Origin of the sequence: Pseudomonas sp. AU11447 (assembly GCF_001672555.2) — a bacterium.
Classification (GTDB): domain Bacteria; phylum Pseudomonadota; class Gammaproteobacteria; order Pseudomonadales; family Pseudomonadaceae; genus Pseudomonas; species Pseudomonas nitroreducens.
On record NZ_LZDG02000089.1, the window covers coordinates 413,077 to 434,677 of the forward strand.

The following is a 21,601-nucleotide window of genomic DNA, read 5'->3' on the forward strand; positions in this document are numbered from 1 at the left end:
TGCTCCCGCAATGACTTCGTGTGTGCCGCGGCGCCCTCAGGCGCACGCCGCCAGAAACGCCTCGAGGCGACCTCGACCGGCCTCCAGCGAGCAGTGCGTCCGCATTCTTTCTATCGCCGCATTCGACATGCGTGCATAGCGCTCCGGTTGCTGCGTATAGCACTGGAACGCAGCACGGTAGGCCTCGACCAGCGAGGCCCAGTCGATCTGGTGGCGCAGCGTGCGATAGGCCAGGCGCGGATCGTGCGGCCAGGCAGTCGCATCCAGCCAGGTTGCCACCTCGAAGGCGACGCTCTCGTCGATGTAATCGACCATCGCTGAATGGCGCGGCGCAACCGCCGGCTTGCCGCAACTGAGGAACTCCATCAGCGGCAGGCATTGGCCCTCGCCATGGGAGGCGTTGACGATATACGCAGTGTGACGGATCAGCTCGTCGAACTCGGAACGATCCAGATAGCCGTGCAGCAGGACAACCCTGCACTCGAAGGCCGGCATGCGCGCCATACACATCAGCATGTCGTTCATGGCCGACTCGTACTCGTGATGTCCCAGCTTGAACAGCAGCGTGGCCTCCGGGTTATCGCGGAACGCCGTGCAGAACGCCGTGAGCATGTCGACCCAGTTCTTGCGGCCGTCGTACGGGTTGAACACCGCGGTGAAGACCACGCCGGACAGGGTCAGCCGATGCTCGCCAAACGGCAGCGCAGGCATCGCCTCCTCGTCTACTGCCACATCCGGCAGGCCACCGGGCTCCACCGGGTTGGGCGGCTCCATCCGCGCAGGGGCTGGCTCGGCAGCGACCGGCGCAACCGGCGCTCGCCAGGCCAGGCGATACCACTCCACCAGATAGCGCAGCGTGATGCGTGCCAGCGACTGGCGCGCCTTGGCCTCGGGCTCGGAAACTTCGGCCTTGACCGCGGCTACCGGCAACTCCCGCGCACGCGCACTGGCAACAGCACGGGTGACTGCATCGGCGTTGGGAATGTAGGGAGCCAGCGACAGGTCGTGGGTATCCATGACAACGCCGGAACGAACGGTCAGGGTTATCGGCTCGCTCGGCAAGCCCGCGGGCTGCTGGCGCAAGGGTGCGAACTTGTCCCACACCGGCGCGGGGATGGAAACCACCGGGAACGCCGCGCCCAGCTCGGCCCGTGTGGCCTCGACGGTCAGTCCGGAATGGGTGATGGCGCGCCCGCAACGCTGCAGCACCGCCGCCCAGTTCTGCCGATCATCCTCCAGCCACTGCTGGTTGGGGATGGAGTCGAACTCCCAGGCGAACACGGGAACGGTCGGACATTGCAGGTTCAGCGGCGTCTTGTGCGGCGGCGCAAAGCTGAGGAAAACGCACTCCTCGCCCTCTTCGCGGGCTTGCCGGTAGAGCGAATCGACTTCCTCGACCTGCTCCACCACCCTTACCTCGCCCAGGCCACGCAGCAGCGGGAGGAATTCCTTGAGCACGAAGTAGTAGCTGTAATCCGGCAGCCCCAGGCTCGCTTCGATACGCGCGCTGTTGACCTCGGAGTGAACCAGGAATCTCATTCCGCCATTCCTCCGGCGACACGGGCTGGGGCAGGCACCGAGCGTTCGGTATCCAGGACCTCGGCGATAAAGGCCTCCAGCGCGCCGGCCACGACCTGCAACGAACTGAACGCCTCCATGCGGCGGCTGGCGGCGCGAGACATCTGCGCATAGAGCTGCGGCTCACCGGTCGCCAGCGCATGGCTGCGGCGAAACGCCTGCATCAGCGACTCCCAGTTCAACCGATGCCGATGGGTGACCAGCATTCCTGTGGGGTCATGGGGCCAGCAGGTCGGCTCCAAGGCTCCCTCGACGACGAACGCCATGCGCTCATCCAGATAATCGGCCATCGCCGTGTGTCGTGGGGCCAGCGCCGGCTTGCCCGCACTCAGGAACTCCATCAGCGGCAGACAGAGGCCTTCGCACGACGAGGCATTCACGTAGTAATCGGTGGCCGCAACCATGGCCTGGTACTGGTCGTCCTCGAGGAAACCGTGCAGGACGACCACCCGGCAGGAGAAAGGCGCCAGGCGGGAAAGCAGTGTCATCAGCACGACCCGATAATGTTCCAGGTCGTGGTGGGTCATCTTCACCAGCAACACCGCATCGGGCGTATCGCGGAAAGCCCAGCAGAAGGCGGTGATCAGGTCGATCCAGTTCTTCCGGCCGTCGGCAGGGTTGAGGACCGTTGTGTAAACCACACCCTGAACCTGGACGTCACGGATGGGCGACGCTACCAGCGCCGGCGCACTGCTCGCCACGGTTTCTACCGTGCCGAATACCTCCCGGCGCCAGCCGTCGAACAGGATCCGGCCGATTTCCAGCCGCTGTTTCCAGCGCGAAGGCGGCTTCGGGGGCTCCACGACAGCTGCCGGCTCGGGCGCCTGGGCGTCGGGGCGACGCACTAGGCCATCGGCACACAGGCCCAGCAACGGGCTGTCGATGACGACGCCGGAGAATGGAATGCGGCGCTCGCCCTGGGCCGGGCGAACGGGCGCGACCGTCCCCGCACCGAAACGCTCCCAGATCGGAGCGGGAGCGGCCAGCACAGGCAGTTGCTGGTGTTGCCCAGCCACCAGCGCGGCCGCCTCGCGACTGGTCGCGATGGCACCCTGAACGCGCTCGAAGACATAGCGCCAGTCGTTGCGGGGATCTCCGTCCCAGGCTGCATCGGGCAGGCTGTCGAACTCCCAGGCGAACAGCGGAATGGTCGGACAGCGCAGGCCCAACGGCGTCTGTTGCGGCGGACTGACACTGATGAACACCACCGGACGACCGGTTGCATGGTGCTGATCGTAGAGAGACTCGACCTCGGCGATGCTGCGCACTTCGACCACCGTGCCGATCGCCTGGAAGGCTGGCAGGAACTCCTTCAACAGGAAGTAGTAACTGTATTCCGGCTTGCCCAGCGAGCTGTGGATGGTGTCCTGGCTGATTTTCGAGCCAATGAGAATAAGCAGATCCGTCATGCGTACGCAGGCCCCGTTCCTGCGTTGTTTTTGTTATGGAACGAACGGTTAAACCGGTTCGTTTTGAAGGAATTGGTGCATAGCACCAGTTCTTCGAGGCGCTGGCAAGCATCCGGATACATTGAGTACAGCTGAGGCGATAACGGGGCCGTACAGTTGTGAAAATCGGGGAACTGACCCGGAACAATCTCCCCCTCCTGTGACTGGAGAGTCATCGCCACTCGGGCTGATCATGTCCTCCCATACCACTCGCTCGCCATCTGGAGCCGAAGGACACACAGCCATGGAGCGCGCCCTCACCTCAGTGCCCGCTGAATCCCTTTCCGGGTCGCAACGGACCGTCTGGAAACTGCTGCACCTGTGGCACCAAAACGCCCGCACCCGCCGCCAGCTTGCCGAGCTGAGCAGCCTGCAACTGGCCGACCTGGGCATCAGTCCCAGTGAGCGTGTGAGAGAAATCTCGAAACCGTTCTGGCGCTGAATGCTGGTGACGCCGATCAGTCTTGGCTAGTCTGACCACAGTTAGAGTGGCCGCCCCGGCCACCTCTGTTTGGTCTTATCCGGAGCCACTCCATGAAGAACAGCCTTCGCCTGATTGCCGCCGCCGCCCTGATCGGTTGCACCACCGGCGCCTTCGCCACCAGTTTCGTCTACACCACCGACCTGTCGGTACGCGCCACCGGTGCCACCTCCGACGGCACCTCGGATATCAGCAACTCCTTCAAGGATGACAAGATCGTCCTGGAAGCCCGTGACGACGCCGCCACCTTCGTCGCCAGCCAGGGTCAGATTCGCGGTGCGCACCTGGAAGCCGCCCTCGCCCACATCCGCAGCAAGCTGCCGACCCTGGCCGCCAACGACCAGCAGCTGGCCCAGGCCATCCTGACCATCTGATCCACCGCTCGACCCCTGCCGCGCCGGGCGCTCCGCCCGGCGCTCTGCGCTGGCTCTCCACAGCGCATTCCGTTAGCCTTGTCGGCCGTGCTTTTCCGATCGTCCGAGCCCATGCGTACCCTGTTCTTCCTGCTGCCGCTGCTTGCCTGTTCCCTGCCTGCCCAGGCATTCGACCAGACGACCCAGTTTCCGGTGGGTACCAGTTACGCCACCAGCCAGGTCACCAGCGCGCCCTTCGACAACAAGCTGCTGCGCGGCGCCCGCGATGACGCGGCGCTGTTCGTTGCCTCCGACGGCGCCCTGCGCGGTGCGCGCCTGGAAGCGGCCCTGCACTGGCTGCGACGGGAACACCCCGGGCTGGCGGCGAATGATCGGGAACTGGCCGAAGCCATTCTTGCCAAATAAGTTGTGAGCAGCCCTCGCTGCCCTTTCGGAGACATCCATGCGCCTCAGTTCGCTGTCCAAGAGCCCTCTGATCCTCGGTCTGCTGTTCGCCGCCTGCGCGTCCACCGCCCAGGCCCAGTCGGTGGTCCGCGTGTTCAACATCACCACCAACGCATTCGCCCGCAGCATCGATTTCACCTCGGACACCACCACGTCCGTGCGCGACATGAAGGTCGTCCGCGAAGCCCGCGACGATGCCGCCAGCTATGTCGGCAGCGATGGCGCGATCCGTGGCGCCCAGCTCGAAGCCGCCTTCAAGGTGCTGCGCGAGCAGGTGCCGCAGGCGCGCGAAGCTTCCGACCAGGACCTGGCTGAAGCCATCCTCGCTCTGTGAGACTCCGGGCTGGCCGCTGGCTGGCGGCCCTGGCACTGACCGTCGCCGCCAGCAGCCACGCCGCGCTCCGCCTGGAGCTGGCTGACGAAGGCCTGAACGCGGCGCAGCGCCAGGCCAGCCAGCAGTTGCTCGACGAGGCCCTGCATACTCTGCCGGACAGCTTCGTCGCACGCCTGGATCGCAAGGTCCAGGTGCAGTGGCGCGACGACCTGCCCAGCAACGGCATGGGTCGCACCCTGCGGCCCGGCGCCATCGCGCTGAATACCCGCTACCTTGGCCCGCTCACCGACGGCACCGCCGCCACCGAGCAGACCGGCCGCACCCATGGCACCCTGCGCCGGGAACTGCTGGCCACGCTGCTCCATGAGCTGACCCACCTCTACGACCGCGCCCGCCTCTGGGAAACCGACGAAGGCCGGGTGATCCGCCGCTGCACGATGCGCGACAAGAGCCTCGGCCGCGTTGGCGCGCCGGATGAATGCCGTGGCCAGACCCGCCGCCGCTTCACCCTCTCGGACGACCCGCGCCTGCTCGACCTTGCCGGTTGGCCGCAGTACGCCGGCAAACATGGCGAGCGCGAGCAGCACAATCGCTTCCTGCTGCGCAGCCCGGACAAATACGAGCTGACCAACCCGCGCGAGTACGTCGCGGTGAACATGGAGTACTTCCTCCTCGACCGCAGCTTCGCCTGCCGCCGCCCGACGCTCTATCGTTACTACGCAGAGCGCTTCGGCGAGCGCCCGCATGACGAGTGCTCGACCCAGTACGCCTACCTGAACGCCGGCCGCGACTTCGGCCGCCAGCCGCTGGGCTATCTCGACCCCGAACGGGTCTACGAGGTCGACTACCTGATCGCCGAGGCCAACAACGAGATTGCCAGCCGCTGGGGCCACACCATGCTGCGCCTGGTGGTCTGTGCGCCGGGCCGCCCGCGCGGCCCGGCGTGCCGCCTGGACCTGGACCAGCACCTGGTGCTGTCCTACCGCGCCTTCGTCGGCGACCTGCAGCTGTCCAGCTGGGACGGCCTGACCGGCGCCTACCCCTCGCGCCTGTTCGTGTTGCCACTGTCGCAAGTGATCGAGGAGTACACCAAGGTCGAGCTGCGCAGCCTCGCCTCGATCCCGCTCAGGCTCAGCCGCGACGAGGTCAACAGCCTGGTGGAGCGCTCCGCGCAGAGCCACTGGAGCTACGACGGCAACTATTACTTCCTGTCCAACAACTGCGCGGTGGAGACGCTCAAGCTGCTGCGCAGCGGCATCCAGCGCCAGAGCCTGCAGACCATGGACAGCATTACGCCCTATGGCGTCCTCGGCCTGCTGGAGAACAAGGGCATCGCCGACGCCAGCGTGCTGGGCAACCCCAAGGAAGCGCTGCGCCTGGGCTATCGCTTCGATTCCTTCCGCGATCGCTACCAGGCCATGTTCGATGTGCTGAAGACGCGCATGAAGGTGCCGCAGGACAAGGTCGAAGACTGGCTCGCCCTCCCCGCTGTCGAGCGCCGCCCGTGGTTCGACAAGGCGGACTTGCGCTCCAGCGCCGCCTTGCTGCTGCTCGAACAGGCGTCACTGCGCCGCCAGCTGCTGCTGGCCCAGGATGAGTTGAAACGCTTGTACCTGAGCAACCCGGACGCCATGAAGAGCAAGCCCGACCTCGCCGCCGCCGGCAAGACGCTGCAGCAGATCCTCGACGACAGCGGCTTCCTCAGCCGCCCTGCCGAACTCCTCGACGGCGGCTACGGCCTGCCCCAGGCGCCGGAGACGGCGACCCTGGAGAAGCAGACCCAGCAGCGCCAGCAACGCCTGCGCCAGCTCAGCGACAACCTCGACCGCGAAGTGCGCGCCCTGCTCACCCCGGAGCGCCGCGACGAGCTCGCCGCGCTGGAAACCAACACCAAGCAGATCGGCGCGCACCTGCGCGAGCTGCACAAGGCAGCGGGTGGGCTGGAGTTGCCCTGAGACTCCGCCACTGCTCTTGTAGGATGGGTGGAGCGCAGCGATACCCATGCTGCCGCTGAGCCGCTAGCGATGGGTATCGCTGCGCTCCACGCCATCCTACGAAGGCTTCACCTTGACGCCCTCTCGGAGCACTAGAGCTTCTCCTCCCACTCCTCTTCCAGCTGCTCGTCCAGATGAATCCACGGCAGCCGGCTGTTCACCCAGATATGCCGATCCGGTACCACGGTGGCGACCTCCTCCAGCGTCGCCGTGGTGATATCCAGCGTATCCGGCGCCTGGTCGGTGAACAGAGCCAGCTGGGCACCACAGTTGCGGCAGAAGTAGCGCACGCACGGCGGTGAAGAGCGGTACTCGGCAGGCTTGCCGTGGGTCCAGCGGAAGCTCTTCAACGGCACCGTGACCCAGGTGGTGACGATGCCGCCGGTGGTGCGCCGGCAGATCGAGCAATGGCAGTGGGCGACGTCCTTCAGCTCGGCATCGCACTCGTAGCGCAACTGGCCGCAATGGCAGCCGCCGGCATGTACAGCACTCATCGTTGATCCTCCCGGTCAGTCGTACTCGGCCGCGTCGTGGTCGCCCAGCAGCCGGCGTTGCCGCAGTGTGCAGGCGGCGAGCACCTCAGGGTTGAAGGTCCACTCCAGGTAGGGCGAGAACTTCTGCGCGACCATGCGCCGGCCATAGTGCACCTGCAAAAGGTAGCGCGTGCGCTGACTCGTGTTGCGGCTGCCGGCGTGCCACAGGTCGCTGCGAAGCAGCAGGCAGTCACCGGCGCGGCACAGCACCGGTTCGGCGGCCCTGCCCTGCCACGCGCACTCGTCCGGGCCCGGCGCGCGGCCGGCACGGTGGCTGCCGGGAATCACCCAAGTCGGGCACAGTGCCTCGTCGATGTCGTCGAGGTAGATCTGCGCGGTACAGATGAACATCGGCACGTCGACGGCGGGCAGCGCGACAGGCAGGTAGTCCTGGTGCATTTCCGCACCGATGAACCCCGGATGGCAGCGCCAGGCGGTCTGGCCGATCACATGGCAGTCACCGCCCAGCGCCGCTTCGACCAGCTCGATCAGCCCCGGCGGATCGAGGTACGGCAGCCAGCGCGGCGACCGGTTGAACACACACTTGTAGTGGTCCACCAGCCCTTCGTAATCCCAGTGCAGCGGCCGCAGGCCGTCGATCAGCGTGCGCACCTCGGCGACCTGTGCCGCGTCCAGTAGGCCGCGCAGCAGGACGAAGCCGTCCTCGTGCAGGGCACGCAGCGCGTTCACACCGGCGCCACGCCGCTGCCCAGCCGCGCCTGGGCACGCTCCAGCGCATCGAGGAAGGCCGCCAGCGACTCGCCGGGCTCCGCGCCCTGACGCGTGACGCAGTGGAATTCCGAGACATACGCCAACTGCGCCGGACGGATCGCGCGCAAGCGGCCATCGGCCACCCACTCGCCGGCATAGTGGCTCGGCAGGTAGCCGATGAAGGTGCCGCTGAACACCAGGTTGGCGATCGCCTCCATGCTGTAGGCGTTGGTCGCGCGGCTGAACACCAGGCCGTGGGGCCGCCGGCTCTCGCCCATGTAGCCGCGCCCGACATACTCGGCAGCGCAGATCTGCTCCAGCGTCGGCTCGTCGTCCTGGCGGGCGAAGAATGGATGTTCACGGGCGCAGTAGAGGTTCTGCTCCTCGCGGAACAGGGGCTGGTAGCGCAGGCCGGACAAGCGATGGTGAAAAGCGCCAATGGCCAGTTGCAGGCGCTCTTCCAGAACCGCGTTCTCCAGCTCGTCGGGGCGCTGCGTATGCAGGTTCAGGCGCACCCGCGGGTTGTCCCGGCGGAACAGCTGGATCGCCAGCGGCAGCGGCCAGCAGTGCTGGCCAAGCACGCCATCCACGCAACCCAGTTGAAGTATCTCGCGATTGCGCCCGCCCAGGCCGGTGACCTGCTCACGGAAGCGTTCGATGTCGGTGAACAGTCCGAGCGCCGCGTCGTAGAGCTCCTGGCCCTCATCGGTGAGCTGGAAGCCGCTGCTGCCGCGCCGGCAGAGCGAATAGCCCAGACGCAGTTCGAGATCGCGCACCAGCACGCTCAGGCGCGACAGGCTGGTATTCAGGCGCACCTGGGCGGAGGTGAAGCCGCCTGCCTCGACAATGGTGCAGAAGGTGCGCAGCAAGCGCAGGTCGATATCGGAAAGATTGCCCAGCATGGGGGTTCTCGCGGCGGCGGGCGCAGGCCTTTCGTTATAGCGCCGAGGACGCCGCCGCGTGAACCCCCACGACGCTCAGCGGCGAGCGGCCAGTGAATCGGCGAGCACGCAGAGCAGCTCGAACATCATGGTCGCGCCCACGAGTGCGGTCGCCCCGCCCTGGTCGAACGGTGGCGACACCTCCACCACGTCCGCGCCGATCAGGTTCAGGCCCTGCAGGCCGCGGATCATGTGCTGCGCCTGCAGCGTGGTCATGCCGCCGATCTCCGGCGTGCCGGTGCCGGGCGCGAAGGCCGGGTCGAGCACATCGACGTCGAAGGTCACGTAGGTCGGCTCCTGCCCCACCACGCGACGCACCTCCGCCAGCGTCGCCTCGACGCCGAGGTCGGCGAACTCTTCCATGTGGATCACTCGGATGCCGCACTCCTGGGCAAAGGCTTCATCGTCTGCGTCGTAGATCGAGCCGCGGATACCGATCTGCACGGTGCGCTTCGGATCGAGCAACCCCTCTTCAATGGCGCGGCGGAACGGTGTGCCATGGGTGTAGGGGTTATCGCCGAAGTAGCGGTCGTTGGTGTCGGAATGGGCGTCGAAGTGGACCATGCCGATGGGTCGCTCGGCGGCCAGCGCACGGAAGATCGGCAAGGTCACCAGGTGGTCGCCGCCCACCGACAGCGGGATGGCGCCAGCGGCGTGAATGCGCCGGTAGAAGCCCTCGATGCGCTTGAGCGAATCGAGCAGGTCGATGGGGTTCACCGGTGCATCGCCGATGTCACCGACGCGCACCAGATCGTAGGGGGCGATGTGGCTGACGTGGTGCACCTTGCGCATCAAGCTGGACTGGTTGCGCACCTCGCGCGGGCCGTGGCGGGCGCCGGCGCGGTTGGTGGTGCCGCCGTCCCAGGGCACGCCGAGCAGCGCGATGTCCAGCTGCGCCGGGTCTTCGAAGATGGGCAGGCGCATGAAACTGGGAATGCCGGCGAAGCGGGGAATTTCGGCGGCGTCCAACGGTTGGGGGAAGTCGTGGGTCACGGTGCGTCTCCTGGCTGCGAAAGGGATTCAGTCGGCCTGCGGCTGCAGGCCGATGGCAGGCTTGCCGGCGAGGCTGACCACCACGAAGGTGACCAGGCTGGCGAGCAGGCCATAGGCGATGGGGGTATTGGCGAGGATGCCGTCGATGGCCATGAACAGAACCACCACCAGGCTGCCGACGACGATGCTGGCGATCGCCCCGCGGGCCGATGCACGGCGCCACAGGAGGGCGCCGAGGATCGGCACCAGCAGGCCGCCCACCAGCAGGTTGTAGGCAATGCTCAGGGCACCGATGACGTCGTTCACCAGGCACGCCAGGACCAGCATCACCACGCCCATCAGCAGGGTGAACAGGCGACTCTCGCGCAGGCCGTTGGGCGCACCGGGGCGCAGGAAGCGCGCATAGACATCCTCCTGCAGCACGGTGGCGGCGGCGAGCAGGCAACCGGAGGCGGTGGACATGATGGCCGACAGCGCTGCCGCTACCACCAGCCCGCGCACGCCCGGCTCCAGTACCTGCCGAGTGACCTCGGCGTAGGCGTTCTCCGGCACCGCCAGGTTGGGGATCAGCACGTGGGCGGCGGCACCGATCAGCGCGCAGGCCAGGCCGTAGAGCATGCAGTAGATACCGGCGCCGAGGCCGGCGTAGCGCACCACCTTCTCGCTGCGCGCGGTGAACACACGCTGCCAGATGTCCTGGCCGATCAGCGCGCCGAAGAAGTACAGCAGGAAGTAGGTGAGGATGGTGTCGAGGCCGATGTGGCCAAGGTCGAAGAAGCCCGCCGGCAGCACCTCCTGCATCCGCGACAGGCCGCCCGCCTCGTGGATCGACATGGGCAGCAGCACGGCGAAGATGCCGAGGGTCTTGATCACGAACTGGATGATGTCGGTGAGGGTCAGCGACCACATGCCGCCGATCACCGAATAGAAGATGACGATGCCGCCGCCCCAGAGGATCGCCGGGATGCGCGGCACATCGAAGACCACCTCGGTCACCGAGCCGATGGCGATGGTCGCGGTGACCGCCACCATCAGGTCGTAGGCGACCATCACGATGCCGCCGATCAGCCGCGACGACGCCTGATAGCGCTGCTCGAGGATCTGCGTGACGGTGTAGACCTTGAGCCTGGCGATCTGCCGCGAGAACACCAGGCTGAGGACGATGATCCCCAGGCCCAGCATGAACACCAGCCACAGGCCGGACAGCCCGTAGAGATAGCCGAGCTTCACCGTACCGATGGTGGACGCGCCGCCAAGCACCACGGCGGCCATGGTGCCCAGGTACAGGCCCGGGCCGAGCCGGCGCCCGGCGACGAGGAAGTCGTTCTGGTTGCGCGCCTTGCGCATTCCGTACCAGCCCAGGGCAAGCATGCCCAGGGCGTAGACCAGCATGATCAGGTAATCGAGCAGCATCGCGGGGCTCCTGTTGTTGTTGTGTGGGCCGCCCGGCAAGCCTGATGCGCCCCGCCTCGCCAACAAATCCCCAATGCCGGAAGCCAACTTTCGCCGGCGCGAAAGTGGCGGCCTGTCCCGCGCCTGGCGCGCCCTGGTCGCGTCTGCCGAAGAAAAACCTGCTCAAGCCAAGTGCTTGATTCGTATACGTATGTTATCGTTGTAAACACTGTATACAGCGTAAACGGAGCTGTTCAAAAAGTGACCACCGTTGTTTCGTTCCGCGCCGATGACAGCCTCGTGGCGGCGCTGGACCAACTGGCCCGCGCCACCCACCGGGACCGGCCGTATCACCTGCGCCAGGCCCTGGCGCAGTACCTGGAGCGCCAGAGCTGGCACGTGGCGGCCATCGATGAAGGCGTGGCAGACGCCGATGCCGGCCACCTGCTGGAGCACGCCGCCATTGAAGGCAAGTGGGGGCTGGCATGAGCCTGCAGTGGACGCACAAGGCCGCAGCCGACCTGGACGCCATCTATGACCACTACGTCGTGCTGATCGGCCCGGAGAAGGCATTAAGAGCGATCCAGGACATCGTCGAGCAGGTCAGCCCGCTGGCGAACCTGGACTTGAGCAGCAGCGGCGTGCCGAGCGAAGTCCCCGGCGTGCGTGAACTGGGTGTCGAGCGCTGGCCGTACCAGGCCGCCTTCCGGGTAAAGGGCCGCTCTGTACAGATTTTGCGCATCGACCGTGTGGATAACCCGGGGTAAAAGTGGCCACACGGTTACAAGATGTTTCAAGGCATTGACTTTTCTTATTGATCATAAATTGATCAATAGAACAAAAGCATATTGCTTGGTCAATCAGCAGCATTCAGTGATAAGAACGAATATTTTGTGACCAGCCGGTAATATTCAGTCAAAATCTCTGAGCGACGTCTGGCGTTTTCCAGGCAACAAAAAACCCGGCCTTGGCCGGGTTTTTCAGTTTTTGCGCTTTTCCGCTAGGTGATTTCAGGCGGCTTGCCAGTTCACCGGCAGCTGGCCTTCTTTCCAGGCAAAACGGTCGAGGTGGCTGACTACCACGTTCTGCAGGCGCTCAAGGCCTTCGGCATCAGCGGACTCGGCTTCCATCAGCAGGGCTTGCGCGGTGGCGTGCAGGCGGCAGGTGCCGAAATCGAAGGTCAGGACGCCCTGGTCTTCGGTCAGTTCGACCGGCAGCTTGTGGGCGAAGTGGTTGCACAGGCGCTTGAGGTAGCGCGCGGCATCGGGGGTAGGGACGGTGGCACGGCTCGAAGGCATCGTTTCTCTTCTCCATTTTGGGAGATGACATCCTAGGCGCCGGCAATCAAGGGAAAAACCCGCTATTTTGCCTTTCACTCTTTAGCGGAGCTTCACAATGGACAATCTTCGCGGCATGGCGGTGTTCGCCACCGTGGTCTCGCGCGGCTCCATGGCCGCCGCGGCCGAGGCCCTCGGCATGACGCCCTCGGCGGTCAGCCAGCAGATTCGCAAGCTCGAAGCCCACGCCCAGGTCACGCTGCTGCACCGCACCACCCGCAAGCTGACGCTGACCGAAGCCGGCGAGGCCTTCTACCGCAGCTGCGCGCAGATGCTGGCGATTGCCGAGGAAGCCGAGCAACGCCTGGGCGAATGGCGTGAAGCGCCGGTGGGCGAACTGCGGCTGGCGGCACCGGTGGGCTTTTCCGGCAAGTTGATCACCGAAGCGCTGCGGCCGCTGCTGGAGAACCACCGGCAACTGCGCTTGCAGCTGTTCTTCCATGACGAGCAGATCGACCTGATCGAACAGCGCATCGACCTCGCCATCCGTGTCGGCAGCCTCTCCGACTCCAGCCTGGTGGCGCGCCATCTGGCGGAATGGAACAACGTCATCTGCGCAGCACCCACCTACCTTCGGCGCATCGCCGCCATCGACCATCCCCAGCAATTGCAGAACGTGGATTGGCTGGCACTGAACACCGTAGCGCACCAGGCCTACCTGACCTTCAGCGGGCCGGGCGGAGAAACCTGCAAACTGCGCCTGGAGGCGCGCGTCGCCGCCAACAGCATGATCGCCCTGCGCCAGTTCACCCTCGATGGCCTCGGCGTCTCCTGCCAACCGGAACCCGAAGTGCGCGAGGCGCTGGAGGAGGGCAGGCTGGTGCGCCTGCTGCCGGAGTGGTCATTGCCGCCGTTCGGCATCTATGCCGTCACCCCGCGCCGCGACGCCCAGCCGGCCAAGGTCAAGGTCGCCATCGAAGCGCTGCGCCGGCACCTGGGCGGGTCCGCGACACTGCGCTTCCACGCGCCGGTGTGAGCCGCGTTACCATGGCCTTCTCGATGATCGGAGTGAACAGAACATGGCCCTGAACTGGACCTGCAAGCACCACCGCGACCTGACCAAGGAAGAGCTCTACGCCATCCTGCAACTGCGTACCGAAGTCTTCGTGGTGGAGCAGAAATGCCCGTACCAGGAAGTCGACGGCCTCGACCTGGTCGGCGACACCTGTCACCTGATGGTGGAGCAGGATGGCCAACTGATCGGCTACTTGCGCCTGCTCGATCCGCAACGCCATGACGGCGACGTGGTGATCGGCCGCGTGGTGATCGCGCCGGCCGGGCGCGGCACCGGTCTTGGCCACCAGCTGATGGAGCAGGCGCTGCAAGCCATTGCCCAGCGCTGGGCCGGCCTGCCGATCTACCTCTCGGCCCAGGCGCACCTGCAGGGCTACTACGGTCGCTACGGGTTCACGCCGGTGACCGAGGTCTATCTGGAAGACGACATTCCGCACATCGGCATGCGCCGCACCGCCTGACTCAGCGGGGCAGGGCGTCGCGCCAGGCACCGGGGCTGGTGCCGTACCAACGGCTGAAGGCGCGGGAAAAGCTCTGCAAGTCACCGTAGCCGAGTTGGTCGGTGATCTGTGCCAGTGACAGCTGCGGATCCTCCAGCAGGTCCAGCGCGCGGAAGCGCCGTTGCTCGTCCAGCAGTTCGCTGTAGCGCCAGCCGTGGCTGAGCAATCGCCGCGCGGCGGTGCGCTCGGTCAGATGGCGGAGCTCGCAGAATGCCTGGAAGCTCGCGCCCTGGGGCAGTTCGCGGGCAATGTAGTCGGCGGCCTCGTCCAGCAGGGTACGCTGGGTCTGGCTGCGCGCCTGGTCGAGCAGGCCGACCAGGGTGGCCTCCAGCTCGGCATTGGGCGGCGACAGCGGGCGGCGGTACAGCTCCGGTGCCAGGTGCAGCACCACCGCCTCGGAGCGCCAGCGCAGAGGCACGCGCAGCGCCTGCTGGTAGACATGCGGACTGGCCGGCTCGACGCCGGGCAAGTCGATGGCCAGCAGGGGATCGAGTGGAATGCCGCTGGCCGACAGCTTGCGCCGCAACAGGCTGCAGATACCCACCACGGTGTATTCACTGCTCTGCCGCCCGGACAACAGCGCACCCTGTTCGCTGAGTACCAGGGCGATCTGCCCGCGGTCCTCGCGCAACTCGGCGCGCAACGAACCGTTGAAATACGGGAAGTACTCGCAGAAGTAGGCGCAGGCTGACTCCAGGGTCGGCGCCACGTCGAACAGGTAGGTCAGGCCGTTGGTCAGGGTCGAGGCGAAGCGCTTGCCCGCCAGCAGACCGATAGCCGATTCGCCGCTGGCCGCTTCGGCGTGGTCCCAGAAGCGCCGCGAGAGGAACAGCGGTACCCGCACCAGCGGCGTGCGCAGCTCCAGCAACGTGCGGCGGAAGCTCGCCTCCAGCTCATCGCCCGGCACACCGCGCGCCAACAGCTCCTCGATGGCCGGCAGCAGGGTCGGCGCATAGAAGGCGTTGGACAGGTCGGCGGGACGTGGGCTCATGGGCTCGGCAGCTCGGGATAGCGGCGCGACCGACCTTACGCATTGCGCCCGATGCCCACAAGCGCCAACGAATTCAGGCCGGGTAATGGCGCGTGAAGAAGTCCAGCAGGTAGGCATTCACCTTTTGCGGCTGCTGGTTCTGGATCCAGTGCCCGCAGTCCTCCAGCACATGCTGTTCGAGGTTCGGCACATGCTCGGGCATGCGCTGCACGGTGTACGCCTCGAAGCGCCCGACCGGGTCGCGGTCGCCGATCAGGAACAGCGTCGGCTGCTCAACCTTGCGTCCGGCCAGCGGTTCGGTGCGCTGCCAGCTGCGCTCGAAGTTGCGGTACCAGTTCAGCGCGCCGTGGAAGCCGCGGCCCTGGAAGGTTCGCACGTAGTACTGGAAGTCCTCGGCGCTGCACCAGCTCGGGTGCTGCGGCGGAGTCGGCAGGCCGTCGAACAGGCGGCCATCGGGGGACTGGTCGGGCGCCAGGCGCACGTTGTCACCGAGGAAGTGCCGCAGGCTGATGGCGACGTCCGCGTCCAGCTCGGCCTCGGCGCGCCCCGGCTGCTGGAAGTAGAGGATGTAGAAGAATTTGCCGGCGAACACCTCGCGCATGATCTCCACGGCGGGGCGCTTGGCGCGGCCGGCGAAGGGAACCGACAGCGTGGCCAGCACATCGACGCGCTGCGGCTCCAGCAGCGCCAGGTGCCAGGCCACCGGGGCGCCCCAGTCGTGGCCGACCATCGCTACGCGCTCGTGGCCGAGGGCATCCATCGCTCCCTGGATATCCGCGCACAGGGTCAGCACGTCATAGGCATCCACCGCGTCGGGCGCGCTGGTCTGGCCGTAGCCGCGCATCTCCGGCACGAACACGCGGTAGCCGGCGGCAGCGAGCACGCGCATCTGGTGCTGCCAGGAGTGCCAGCACTCGGGGAAGCCATGCAGCAGCCAGACCGGCTTGCCACTCAGCGGGCCGCAGCTGTAGAGGCTGAGCTGGATGCCGTTGACCGCCAGCAGCTGGTGTTCGAACTCGTTCATGGCCGGGCTCCCGCGAAAGGTGATGACACAGGGAGAACCACTATGCCAAGTCTCGCGCACATCGCCGAAGCGCATTCATCGGCCGAATGCCGGCACCGCGTTCATCGGCGCAGCACACGGATGATCGGAAATTGTCCTGTAGCGCTGGCGGCGCGGGGCAGGGCGCTCACTAGCATCCACCGCTCGCTTTCGCGCCCAATGCGGTACCCGCCATGCTCGACCTGCGCCAACTGGACCTCAACCTGCTGCTGGCCTTCGACGCCATCTACCACCAACGCAGCATCACCCGCGCGGCCGAGGTGATGAACCTCACCCAGCCGGCGATGAGCAACGCGCTGCGCCGCCTGCGCCTGCTCTGCGCGGACCCGCTGTTCGTCAAGACGCACCTGGGCGTGGCGCCGACGCTGGTGGCGCACCGGCTCTCCGGGCACGTCCGCGACGCCCTCGACAGCCTGCGTGACGCCCTGCACCACACACCCGCGGCGCTGGCCACAACGCCCACGCGGAGCCTGCGCCTGAGCTGCCCGGACGCTTTCCAGCCGCTGCTGCTCGATGCGCTGTGCGAGCAGCCGGAGCAGGACTGGCAGGTGCGCTACTACCAGAGCCGTCGCCGCGAGGCGCTGCAGGAGTTGGCCACCGGCAAGCTCGACCTGCTGATCGACATCGACCAGCCGATTTCCCAGCAGAGCGGCCTGCGCAAGCTGCCCCTGCTCAGCGACCACTATGTGTTCGCCCATGGCGCGGCCTTGCAGCAGGCGCCGCGCACGCTGGAGGAATACCTGCGGGTACCGCAGATCCAGGTGTCGCAGCGCCGCGATGGGCTTGCGCCGGTGGACCTGGAGCTGGGCCTGCGTGGCCAGCGCCGGAGCATCGCCGTGAGCGTGCAGAGCGCACTGGCCGCACGCCTGATCGCCGACCGCCAGCCCTTCGGCCTGACCCTGCCCAGCCGCGTCGCCGAGCTGTTGGGACTGCAGCAGAGCCCGCTGCCGCTGGAGCAGCCGCTGTGCCTGGAATTGTGTCTCTATGTGGAAGGCCGCTACCGCTTCGAGAACGCGATGGAGCGGGCACTGACCTGTATCCAGCAGGCGTTCGCCGGCCTGCGGAAATCGCCGCAGCAACGCATCGCCCTGGAGCGCTAGGCGAGCGTTCCCAGGCATGCGGCCGGTGGATAAGCTTGCCGCCAACGGATGCCATCGACAGCGGGAACCCCATGAAGCGAATCCCTACCGCCAGCCTGTGCCCCGAACTCGACGCGATCCTTCGCGCGGAGCTGAGTGCCGGCAACCAGTTGGGCGAAGGACCGCTACGCACGGATTGGCCGCAGCCCGGCTCAATCTACGCCGCGTTGCGCGACAGCCTCCGCGTTCCACTGGGCGAGTTGACCGGGCCGGTGAAGCATTCGATCTGCCGCGATCCTCATTACGGCTGGCATGACGAGTGTTTCTGCGAGCTGCATGGCGACCTGCTGGTGGCCGGCAGCACGCAGCATCCCTGATGGTCCAGCAGGCATAGGAGCAACTGTCTTTCTCGGGAAGCCCGTGCCGATGCTTTCCCCTCACCCCAGCCCTGGCTGCGCGCCCCGCTCCTGAAGGAGAGGAAGCCGCCCGTACCGGCTGACACCGGGGTTTCATCCTGCACCGAACGGTCCCCTCTCCCCTTGGGAGAGGGTTAGGGTGAGGGCCGACCCAAGCGCAGAAGCATCTCGTCGGTGCGCCCCGTCACCCCGCATAGCCTCCGCGCGGCAAGCGCCGATCGGCCGCGAAGATCGCCTCGATCATTGCCTGCGCCGCCGGCGACAAGCCGTAGCCGGCGCGGCTGACGATGCCGTAGTGCAGGCGCAGCTCGGGGCGGTCCTGGGGCACGTCGACGATCTGCAGGATCGCCACCTCGCCACGCTGCACCGGATCGTGCAGAGCCTCCACCGCGGCGAGGCCCACTGCATCGGAACGCGCGACGATATGCAGGATCGCGGCGAACTGCGCGCACTCGACGTTCATGTGGAAGTCACGCTCGCCGAGCACCTCGGCCAACACCTTGCGCAGCGGCGGCGGGATGCGCGTACCGACGCGCGGGTAATCGAGCAGGGCGGCCAGGCGCAGCGTGCCCTGCTCGGTCAGCGGGTGCCCCGGCCGGCAGAAGAAGCGCCCCGGGCGCAGGTCCATCCAGCGCACCTGGTAGTCGGGGTCGCCGGCGAAATTGCGCGCATCGCCGATGAAGAATTCCACCTGCTCTTCCTTGAGCAACTGGGCCATCTGCTCCCAGTCGCCCATCAGGAAGCCGACGTCGATGGCCGGGTGTGCGCGGATGAAATCCGCCATCGCCTCGGGCACCAGCAGCTGGGCGGGGTAGGGACCGCAGCCGAAGCGCAGTTCGCCGGCATTGAGGCCGTTGTACTGCTCCAGTTCGTTGCGCAGCGAACGGGTGCCGCTGAGCAGGCGACGGGCGTGCTGCAACACCAGTTGGCCCTGGCCGGTGAGGCGGAAGTCGCGACTCTGGCGGTCCACCAGCTCGCAGTCGAGATCGCGCTCCAGGGTCTGGATGCTGCGGCTCAGCGCCGACTGGCTGAGGCCGATGGCATCGGCGGCGCGCTGGAAGTTCTGGAAGTCGGCGAGGGCGGCCAGGTGGCGAAGCTGTCGAAGTTCCATCATGCATCCTGCGCATCAAAGAGTTGAGTCGAATGAATTTGATGGATAACAGAGCGAGCTGATCTAGTAAACCGGTCGCTGAACCGGTACCCCGCCATGTCGCCCCTGCTCTTCGCCTCCAGTGCCTTCGCCAGCACCATCCTGCTGCACGCCGCCCGGCTCGGGCTCAGCGCCGTCGACCTGCGCCTGCGCGCCGGCATTGCCGAAGCTTTGCTGGAAGACCACCGCGGGCGCATTCCAGCGCTGCAGGTGGAGCAGCTGTGGCGCGAGTGCGAGCTGGCCAGCGGCAATCCACACTTCGGCTGCGAGCTGGTCAACGGCATGGCGACCCATTGCTTGCAGGGGCTGAATATCCTGCTGGATTCCGCGCCGGACCTGGGCACCAGCCTGCGCGCGTTTTGCGAGCACGTGCCGTCGGTGACCAATTGCGTGGACGCGCGGTTGGAGTTCGATGGCGAGAACACTCGCCTGGTCCTCGATCCGGTCACCCAGGACCTGCACCACTTCGGCCTCGACGCCGCCGTGCTCACCTTGATCCGCAATATCTCGCGACGAATCGGCCGCTCGCCGCAGGGCGTGTTCAACGCCGTGGGGATCGGCCCGCGGCAGCGCTGCGAGGAAATGCTGACGCTCTGGAATGTGCCGCGGCAGGTCACGCCGACGCCATTCCTGCAACTGCCCACTGCGCTGCTGGGCACGCCGCTGCCGGGTGCCAACGAGTTCCTCTACCAGAGCCTGCACCGCCAATGGTGCGGCGCCGCGCAGACCGGGGAGGGCGATGGCCTGAGCCTGGCGCGCATCTGGCTGCGTTCGTCCGACCAGCCCATCGAGCGCATCGCCGAACGCATCGGCTACCGCCAGAGCGGCAACTTCATCCGCGCCTTCCGCAAGCGCTTTGGCGTCACGCCCAAGCAGTTCCGCCTGGGCCAGTCGATCGGCGCATGATCGAAATTTGTCGCTCCCGGCTTGTGGCTGAAAGGGCCGCCGCCGTCATGGTGCTCCCGCGGTACCTCATACCCGGAGCCCATAATGACAAGAATCCATCCGGCCGCCGTTCCCCCCGTCTGCCGGGGGCGGCGCCCACGCAGCTTTGCCCAACCTCTCCTGCTGAGCCTCGCGGTGACCGGCGCCAGCCACGCGCAGGCCACCACCTTCGAGCTGAACGACGACTGGAGCCTGTCCACCAAGACCACCCTGAGCCTGGGCGCCAGCTGGTCGGCGCAGGACCCGGACCGGCACCTGATGACCCACGCCAACGCGGTACAGGCCCAGCACATCAATAACGCCGACGGCACCAGCGTCAGCGCCGACGACAACCGCCTGAACTTCAAGAAGGGCGACCCGATCTCGCAGATGTTCAAGGGCCTCACCGACTTCAGCCTGGATGGCCAGGGGCAGGGCGCCTTCATCCGCTTCAAGTACTGGTACGACAACGCCTACGAAACCGGCGACGGTCGCTTCAAGGACTTCGACGACAGCGGCTGGCCGACCCTGGCGCGCTACCACGGCTTCGATACCCTCGATGCCTACGTGTGGAAGGACTTCGACGTCGACGAGCATCCGCTGAACCTCAAGCTCGGCAAGCAGGTGCTGTCCTGGGGCGAGGCGATCCTGATCCAGAACGGCATCAACGTGATCAACCCGCTGGACTACAGCGCCTTCAACAAGCCCGGCGTGGACATCAAGGAAGGCCAGCTGCCGGTGGAGATGCTCTCGTTCAACCTCGGCCTGACCGACAAGGTCAACCTCGAAGGCTTCTACCAGTACAACTGGCGACCCAGCGTGCTGGACGGTTGCGGCACCTTCTTCGCCACCAGCGACGCCATCCAGCCCGGCTGCGGGCCGCTGTACCTGAGCCAGACGCAGACCGACACGCAGATGCAGGCCGCCGGCCTGTACGCCGCCCACGGCGACGACCAGGACCCTTCCGACCAGGGCCAGTGGGGTGTCGCGCTGCGCACGCTGATCAGCTCGCTGAACGACGCCGAGGCAGCCTTCTACTACGTCAACTACCACGCCCGCCTGCCGTACCTGGAGTTGACCGCACGCGACGCCAGCAAGCCCGGCAACTTCCCCATCGGCCGCGTGCAGGGCCCGGTGTACGCCGCTGCGTTCCCGGAGAACATCCATCTCTATGGCCTGAGCATCAACGGCGCGCTGCCCGGCTGGGGCACCTCGCTGGGCGCGGAACTGAGCTACCGGCCAAACATGCCGGTGGCCATGAACGGCCCGGACATGAACGTGGCGATGATCACCGGGCCATCCGGCAGCTCGGCCATCGAAGGCATTCCGGCCAGCGCCACCACCACCGGCCAGAGTCTGGACGGCTGGGTGCGCAAGCCGGTGTGGCAGATGACGGCCTCGGCCACCCAGATCATCGACAACGTGCTCGGCGCCACGCGCCTGACCCTGCTGGGCGAAGCCGGCGTGGTGCATGTCGGCGACCTGGGCGATGAGCGACTGGGGCGCAACGCCGCCTTCGGCCGCAGCGCGCGCCTCGATGGCGCCGCCTGCAACGCGCCGAGCACCGGCGTGACCAACCGCTACTGCACCGACGACGGCTTCACCACGCCCTGGTCCTGGGGCTACCGCCTGCGCGCCGGCCTGGAATACAGCGATGTGCTGCCGGGCGTGAACATGCTGCCCAGCCTGAACTTCCGCCATGACGTGGAGGGCTACTCCTACGATCCGGGTGGCCCGTTCCAGGAAGGGCAGATGGCGGCCGGCCTCTCCCTGGCCTTCAACTACCTCAACGATTACAGCCTGGAGTTCGGCTACAACGCCTTCTTCGGCAACAACAAGTACAGCACGCTCGACGACCGCGACTTCTACAGCGTCAGCGCCAAGGTCGACTTCTGAGGAACCTG

General features: G+C 66.5%; 24 protein-coding genes. 13 read left to right on the top strand and 11 right to left on the bottom strand.

Annotation, left to right across the window (positions count from 1 at the left end; all coding sequences use genetic code 11):
* Nucleotides 1-36 precede the first annotated feature (36 nt).
* Together A6723_RS29740 and A6723_RS29745 are read right to left on the bottom strand one after the other, a co-directional pair.
* Nucleotides 37-1,539: a glycosyltransferase gene (locus A6723_RS29740; protein WP_054907514.1), complete on the bottom strand. Its 1,503-nt coding sequence runs from the start codon at nucleotides 1,537-1,539 to the stop codon at nucleotides 37-39.
* On the bottom strand, nucleotides 1,536-2,987 hold the full coding sequence (locus A6723_RS29745; protein ID WP_054907515.1) for a glycosyltransferase: 1,452 nt from the start codon (nucleotides 2,985-2,987) through the stop codon (nucleotides 1,536-1,538). Before A6723_RS29745 ends, A6723_RS29740 begins: the two co-directional genes overlap by 4 nt.
* Nucleotides 2,988-3,270: 283 nt before the next feature.
* On the opposite strand from A6723_RS29745, the gene A6723_RS29750 reads away from it, so the two are divergent.
* From A6723_RS29750 to A6723_RS29770, 5 genes are all read left to right on the top strand, one after another.
* Complete coding sequence (locus tag A6723_RS29750) at nucleotides 3,271-3,468, top strand: DUF1127 domain-containing protein (protein ID WP_054907516.1); 198 nt, start codon at nucleotides 3,271-3,273, stop codon at nucleotides 3,466-3,468.
* A gap of 92 nt (nucleotides 3,469-3,560) precedes the next feature.
* The gene (locus A6723_RS29755) at nucleotides 3,561-3,881 is read left to right on the top strand and encodes a DUF2388 domain-containing protein (protein WP_024763706.1); all 321 of its coding nucleotides are present in this window, start codon (nucleotides 3,561-3,563) and stop codon (nucleotides 3,879-3,881) included.
* 111 nt (nucleotides 3,882-3,992) lie between these two features.
* Nucleotides 3,993-4,286 (top strand): DUF2388 domain-containing protein, encoded by a 294-nt coding sequence (locus tag A6723_RS29760; protein WP_024763705.1) that lies wholly within the window; start codon nucleotides 3,993-3,995, stop codon nucleotides 4,284-4,286.
* A 37-nt stretch (nucleotides 4,287-4,323) separates the two neighbouring features.
* The gene (locus tag A6723_RS29765; protein ID WP_024763704.1) at nucleotides 4,324-4,659 is read left to right on the top strand and encodes a DUF2388 domain-containing protein; all 336 of its coding nucleotides are present in this window, start codon (nucleotides 4,324-4,326) and stop codon (nucleotides 4,657-4,659) included.
* The gene (locus tag A6723_RS29770; protein ID WP_054907517.1) at nucleotides 4,656-6,614 is read left to right on the top strand and encodes a DUF4105 domain-containing protein; all 1,959 of its coding nucleotides are present in this window, start codon (nucleotides 4,656-4,658) and stop codon (nucleotides 6,612-6,614) included. The genes A6723_RS29765 and A6723_RS29770 overlap by 4 nt, the downstream gene beginning before the upstream one ends.
* Nucleotides 6,615-6,745: 131 nt before the next feature.
* Here A6723_RS29770 and A6723_RS29775 read toward each other — a convergent pair whose 3' ends face one another.
* The 5 genes from A6723_RS29775 to A6723_RS29795 form a co-directional block, all read right to left on the bottom strand.
* Nucleotides 6,746-7,147, bottom strand: a complete 402-nt coding sequence (locus A6723_RS29775; protein WP_024763702.1) for a GFA family protein — start codon at nucleotides 7,145-7,147, stop codon at nucleotides 6,746-6,748.
* A 15-nt stretch (nucleotides 7,148-7,162) separates the two neighbouring features.
* The gene (locus A6723_RS29780; protein ID WP_054907518.1) at nucleotides 7,163-7,876 is read right to left on the bottom strand and encodes a phytanoyl-CoA dioxygenase family protein; all 714 of its coding nucleotides are present in this window, start codon (nucleotides 7,874-7,876) and stop codon (nucleotides 7,163-7,165) included.
* On the bottom strand, nucleotides 7,873-8,799 hold the full coding sequence (locus tag A6723_RS29785; RefSeq protein WP_054907519.1) for a LysR family transcriptional regulator: 927 nt from the start codon (nucleotides 8,797-8,799) through the stop codon (nucleotides 7,873-7,875). The genes A6723_RS29780 and A6723_RS29785 overlap by 4 nt, the downstream gene beginning before the upstream one ends.
* A gap of 75 nt (nucleotides 8,800-8,874) precedes the next feature.
* On the bottom strand, nucleotides 8,875-9,831 hold the full coding sequence (gene speB, locus A6723_RS29790) for an agmatinase (RefSeq protein WP_054907520.1): 957 nt from the start codon (nucleotides 9,829-9,831) through the stop codon (nucleotides 8,875-8,877).
* 27 nt (nucleotides 9,832-9,858) lie between these two features.
* On the bottom strand, nucleotides 9,859-11,244 hold the full coding sequence (locus A6723_RS29795; RefSeq protein ID WP_054907521.1) for a sodium:solute symporter: 1,386 nt from the start codon (nucleotides 11,242-11,244) through the stop codon (nucleotides 9,859-9,861).
* A 240-nt stretch (nucleotides 11,245-11,484) separates the two neighbouring features.
* Here A6723_RS29795 and A6723_RS29800 point away from each other — a divergent pair, with 240 nt between their 5' ends.
* Both A6723_RS29800 and A6723_RS29805 read left to right on the top strand, forming a co-directional pair.
* Complete coding sequence (locus A6723_RS29800) at nucleotides 11,485-11,712, top strand: CopG family ribbon-helix-helix protein (RefSeq protein ID WP_024763698.1); 228 nt, start codon at nucleotides 11,485-11,487, stop codon at nucleotides 11,710-11,712.
* A complete protein-coding gene (locus A6723_RS29805; protein WP_037011736.1) occupies nucleotides 11,709-11,990 on the top strand; it encodes a type II toxin-antitoxin system RelE/ParE family toxin in 282 nt (93 codons plus the stop codon). The genes A6723_RS29800 and A6723_RS29805 overlap by 4 nt, the downstream gene beginning before the upstream one ends.
* Before the next feature lie 243 nt (nucleotides 11,991-12,233).
* Here the strand turns inward: A6723_RS29805 and A6723_RS29810 are convergent, their stop codons facing one another.
* Nucleotides 12,234-12,521 (bottom strand): DUF2218 domain-containing protein, encoded by a 288-nt coding sequence (locus tag A6723_RS29810; RefSeq protein ID WP_054907522.1) that lies wholly within the window; start codon nucleotides 12,519-12,521, stop codon nucleotides 12,234-12,236.
* A 97-nt stretch (nucleotides 12,522-12,618) separates the two neighbouring features.
* Between A6723_RS29810 and A6723_RS29815 the strand changes: the two genes are divergently transcribed.
* The gene (locus A6723_RS29815) at nucleotides 12,619-13,536 is read left to right on the top strand and encodes a LysR family transcriptional regulator (RefSeq protein ID WP_024763695.1); all 918 of its coding nucleotides are present in this window, start codon (nucleotides 12,619-12,621) and stop codon (nucleotides 13,534-13,536) included.
* A gap of 43 nt (nucleotides 13,537-13,579) precedes the next feature.
* Entirely contained in the window at nucleotides 13,580-14,035 is a 456-nt protein-coding gene (locus A6723_RS29820) for a GNAT family N-acetyltransferase (RefSeq protein WP_054907523.1), read from the top strand.
* Between the two features lies 1 nt (nucleotide 14,036).
* On the opposite strand, the gene A6723_RS29825 is transcribed toward A6723_RS29820, so the two are convergent.
* The gene (locus tag A6723_RS29825; RefSeq protein ID WP_054907524.1) at nucleotides 14,037-15,065 is read right to left on the bottom strand and encodes an AraC family transcriptional regulator; all 1,029 of its coding nucleotides are present in this window, start codon (nucleotides 15,063-15,065) and stop codon (nucleotides 14,037-14,039) included.
* Nucleotides 15,066-15,138: 73 nt separating this feature from the next.
* Nucleotides 15,139-16,089, bottom strand: coding sequence for an alpha/beta fold hydrolase (locus tag A6723_RS29830; RefSeq protein WP_054907525.1), 951 nt, complete (start codon nucleotides 16,087-16,089; stop codon nucleotides 15,139-15,141).
* A gap of 212 nt (nucleotides 16,090-16,301) precedes the next feature.
* Here A6723_RS29830 and A6723_RS29835 point away from each other — a divergent pair, with 212 nt between their 5' ends.
* Together A6723_RS29835 and A6723_RS29840 are read left to right on the top strand one after the other, a co-directional pair.
* Nucleotides 16,302-17,228, top strand: a complete 927-nt coding sequence (locus A6723_RS29835) for a LysR family transcriptional regulator (RefSeq protein ID WP_054907526.1) — start codon at nucleotides 16,302-16,304, stop codon at nucleotides 17,226-17,228.
* Nucleotides 17,229-17,299: 71 nt separating this feature from the next.
* A complete protein-coding gene (locus tag A6723_RS29840; RefSeq protein WP_054907527.1) occupies nucleotides 17,300-17,584 on the top strand; it encodes a hypothetical protein in 285 nt (94 codons plus the stop codon).
* A gap of 223 nt (nucleotides 17,585-17,807) precedes the next feature.
* Here the strand turns inward: A6723_RS29840 and A6723_RS29845 are convergent, their stop codons facing one another.
* Nucleotides 17,808-18,734 carry a LysR family transcriptional regulator gene (locus A6723_RS29845; RefSeq protein ID WP_054907528.1) on the bottom strand — a complete coding sequence of 309 codons (927 nt, stop codon included), beginning with the start codon at nucleotides 18,732-18,734 and terminating at the stop codon, nucleotides 17,808-17,810.
* Between the two features lie 96 nt (nucleotides 18,735-18,830).
* Here A6723_RS29845 and A6723_RS29850 point away from each other — a divergent pair, with 96 nt between their 5' ends.
* Complete coding sequence (locus A6723_RS29850) at nucleotides 18,831-19,679, top strand: AraC family transcriptional regulator (RefSeq protein ID WP_054907529.1); 849 nt, start codon at nucleotides 18,831-18,833, stop codon at nucleotides 19,677-19,679.
* 84 nt (nucleotides 19,680-19,763) lie between these two features.
* Nucleotides 19,764-21,593 carry a DUF1302 domain-containing protein gene (locus tag A6723_RS29855; protein WP_054907530.1) on the top strand — a complete coding sequence of 610 codons (1,830 nt, stop codon included), beginning with the start codon at nucleotides 19,764-19,766 and terminating at the stop codon, nucleotides 21,591-21,593.
* The last annotated feature ends 8 nt before the right edge of the window (nucleotides 21,594-21,601 follow it).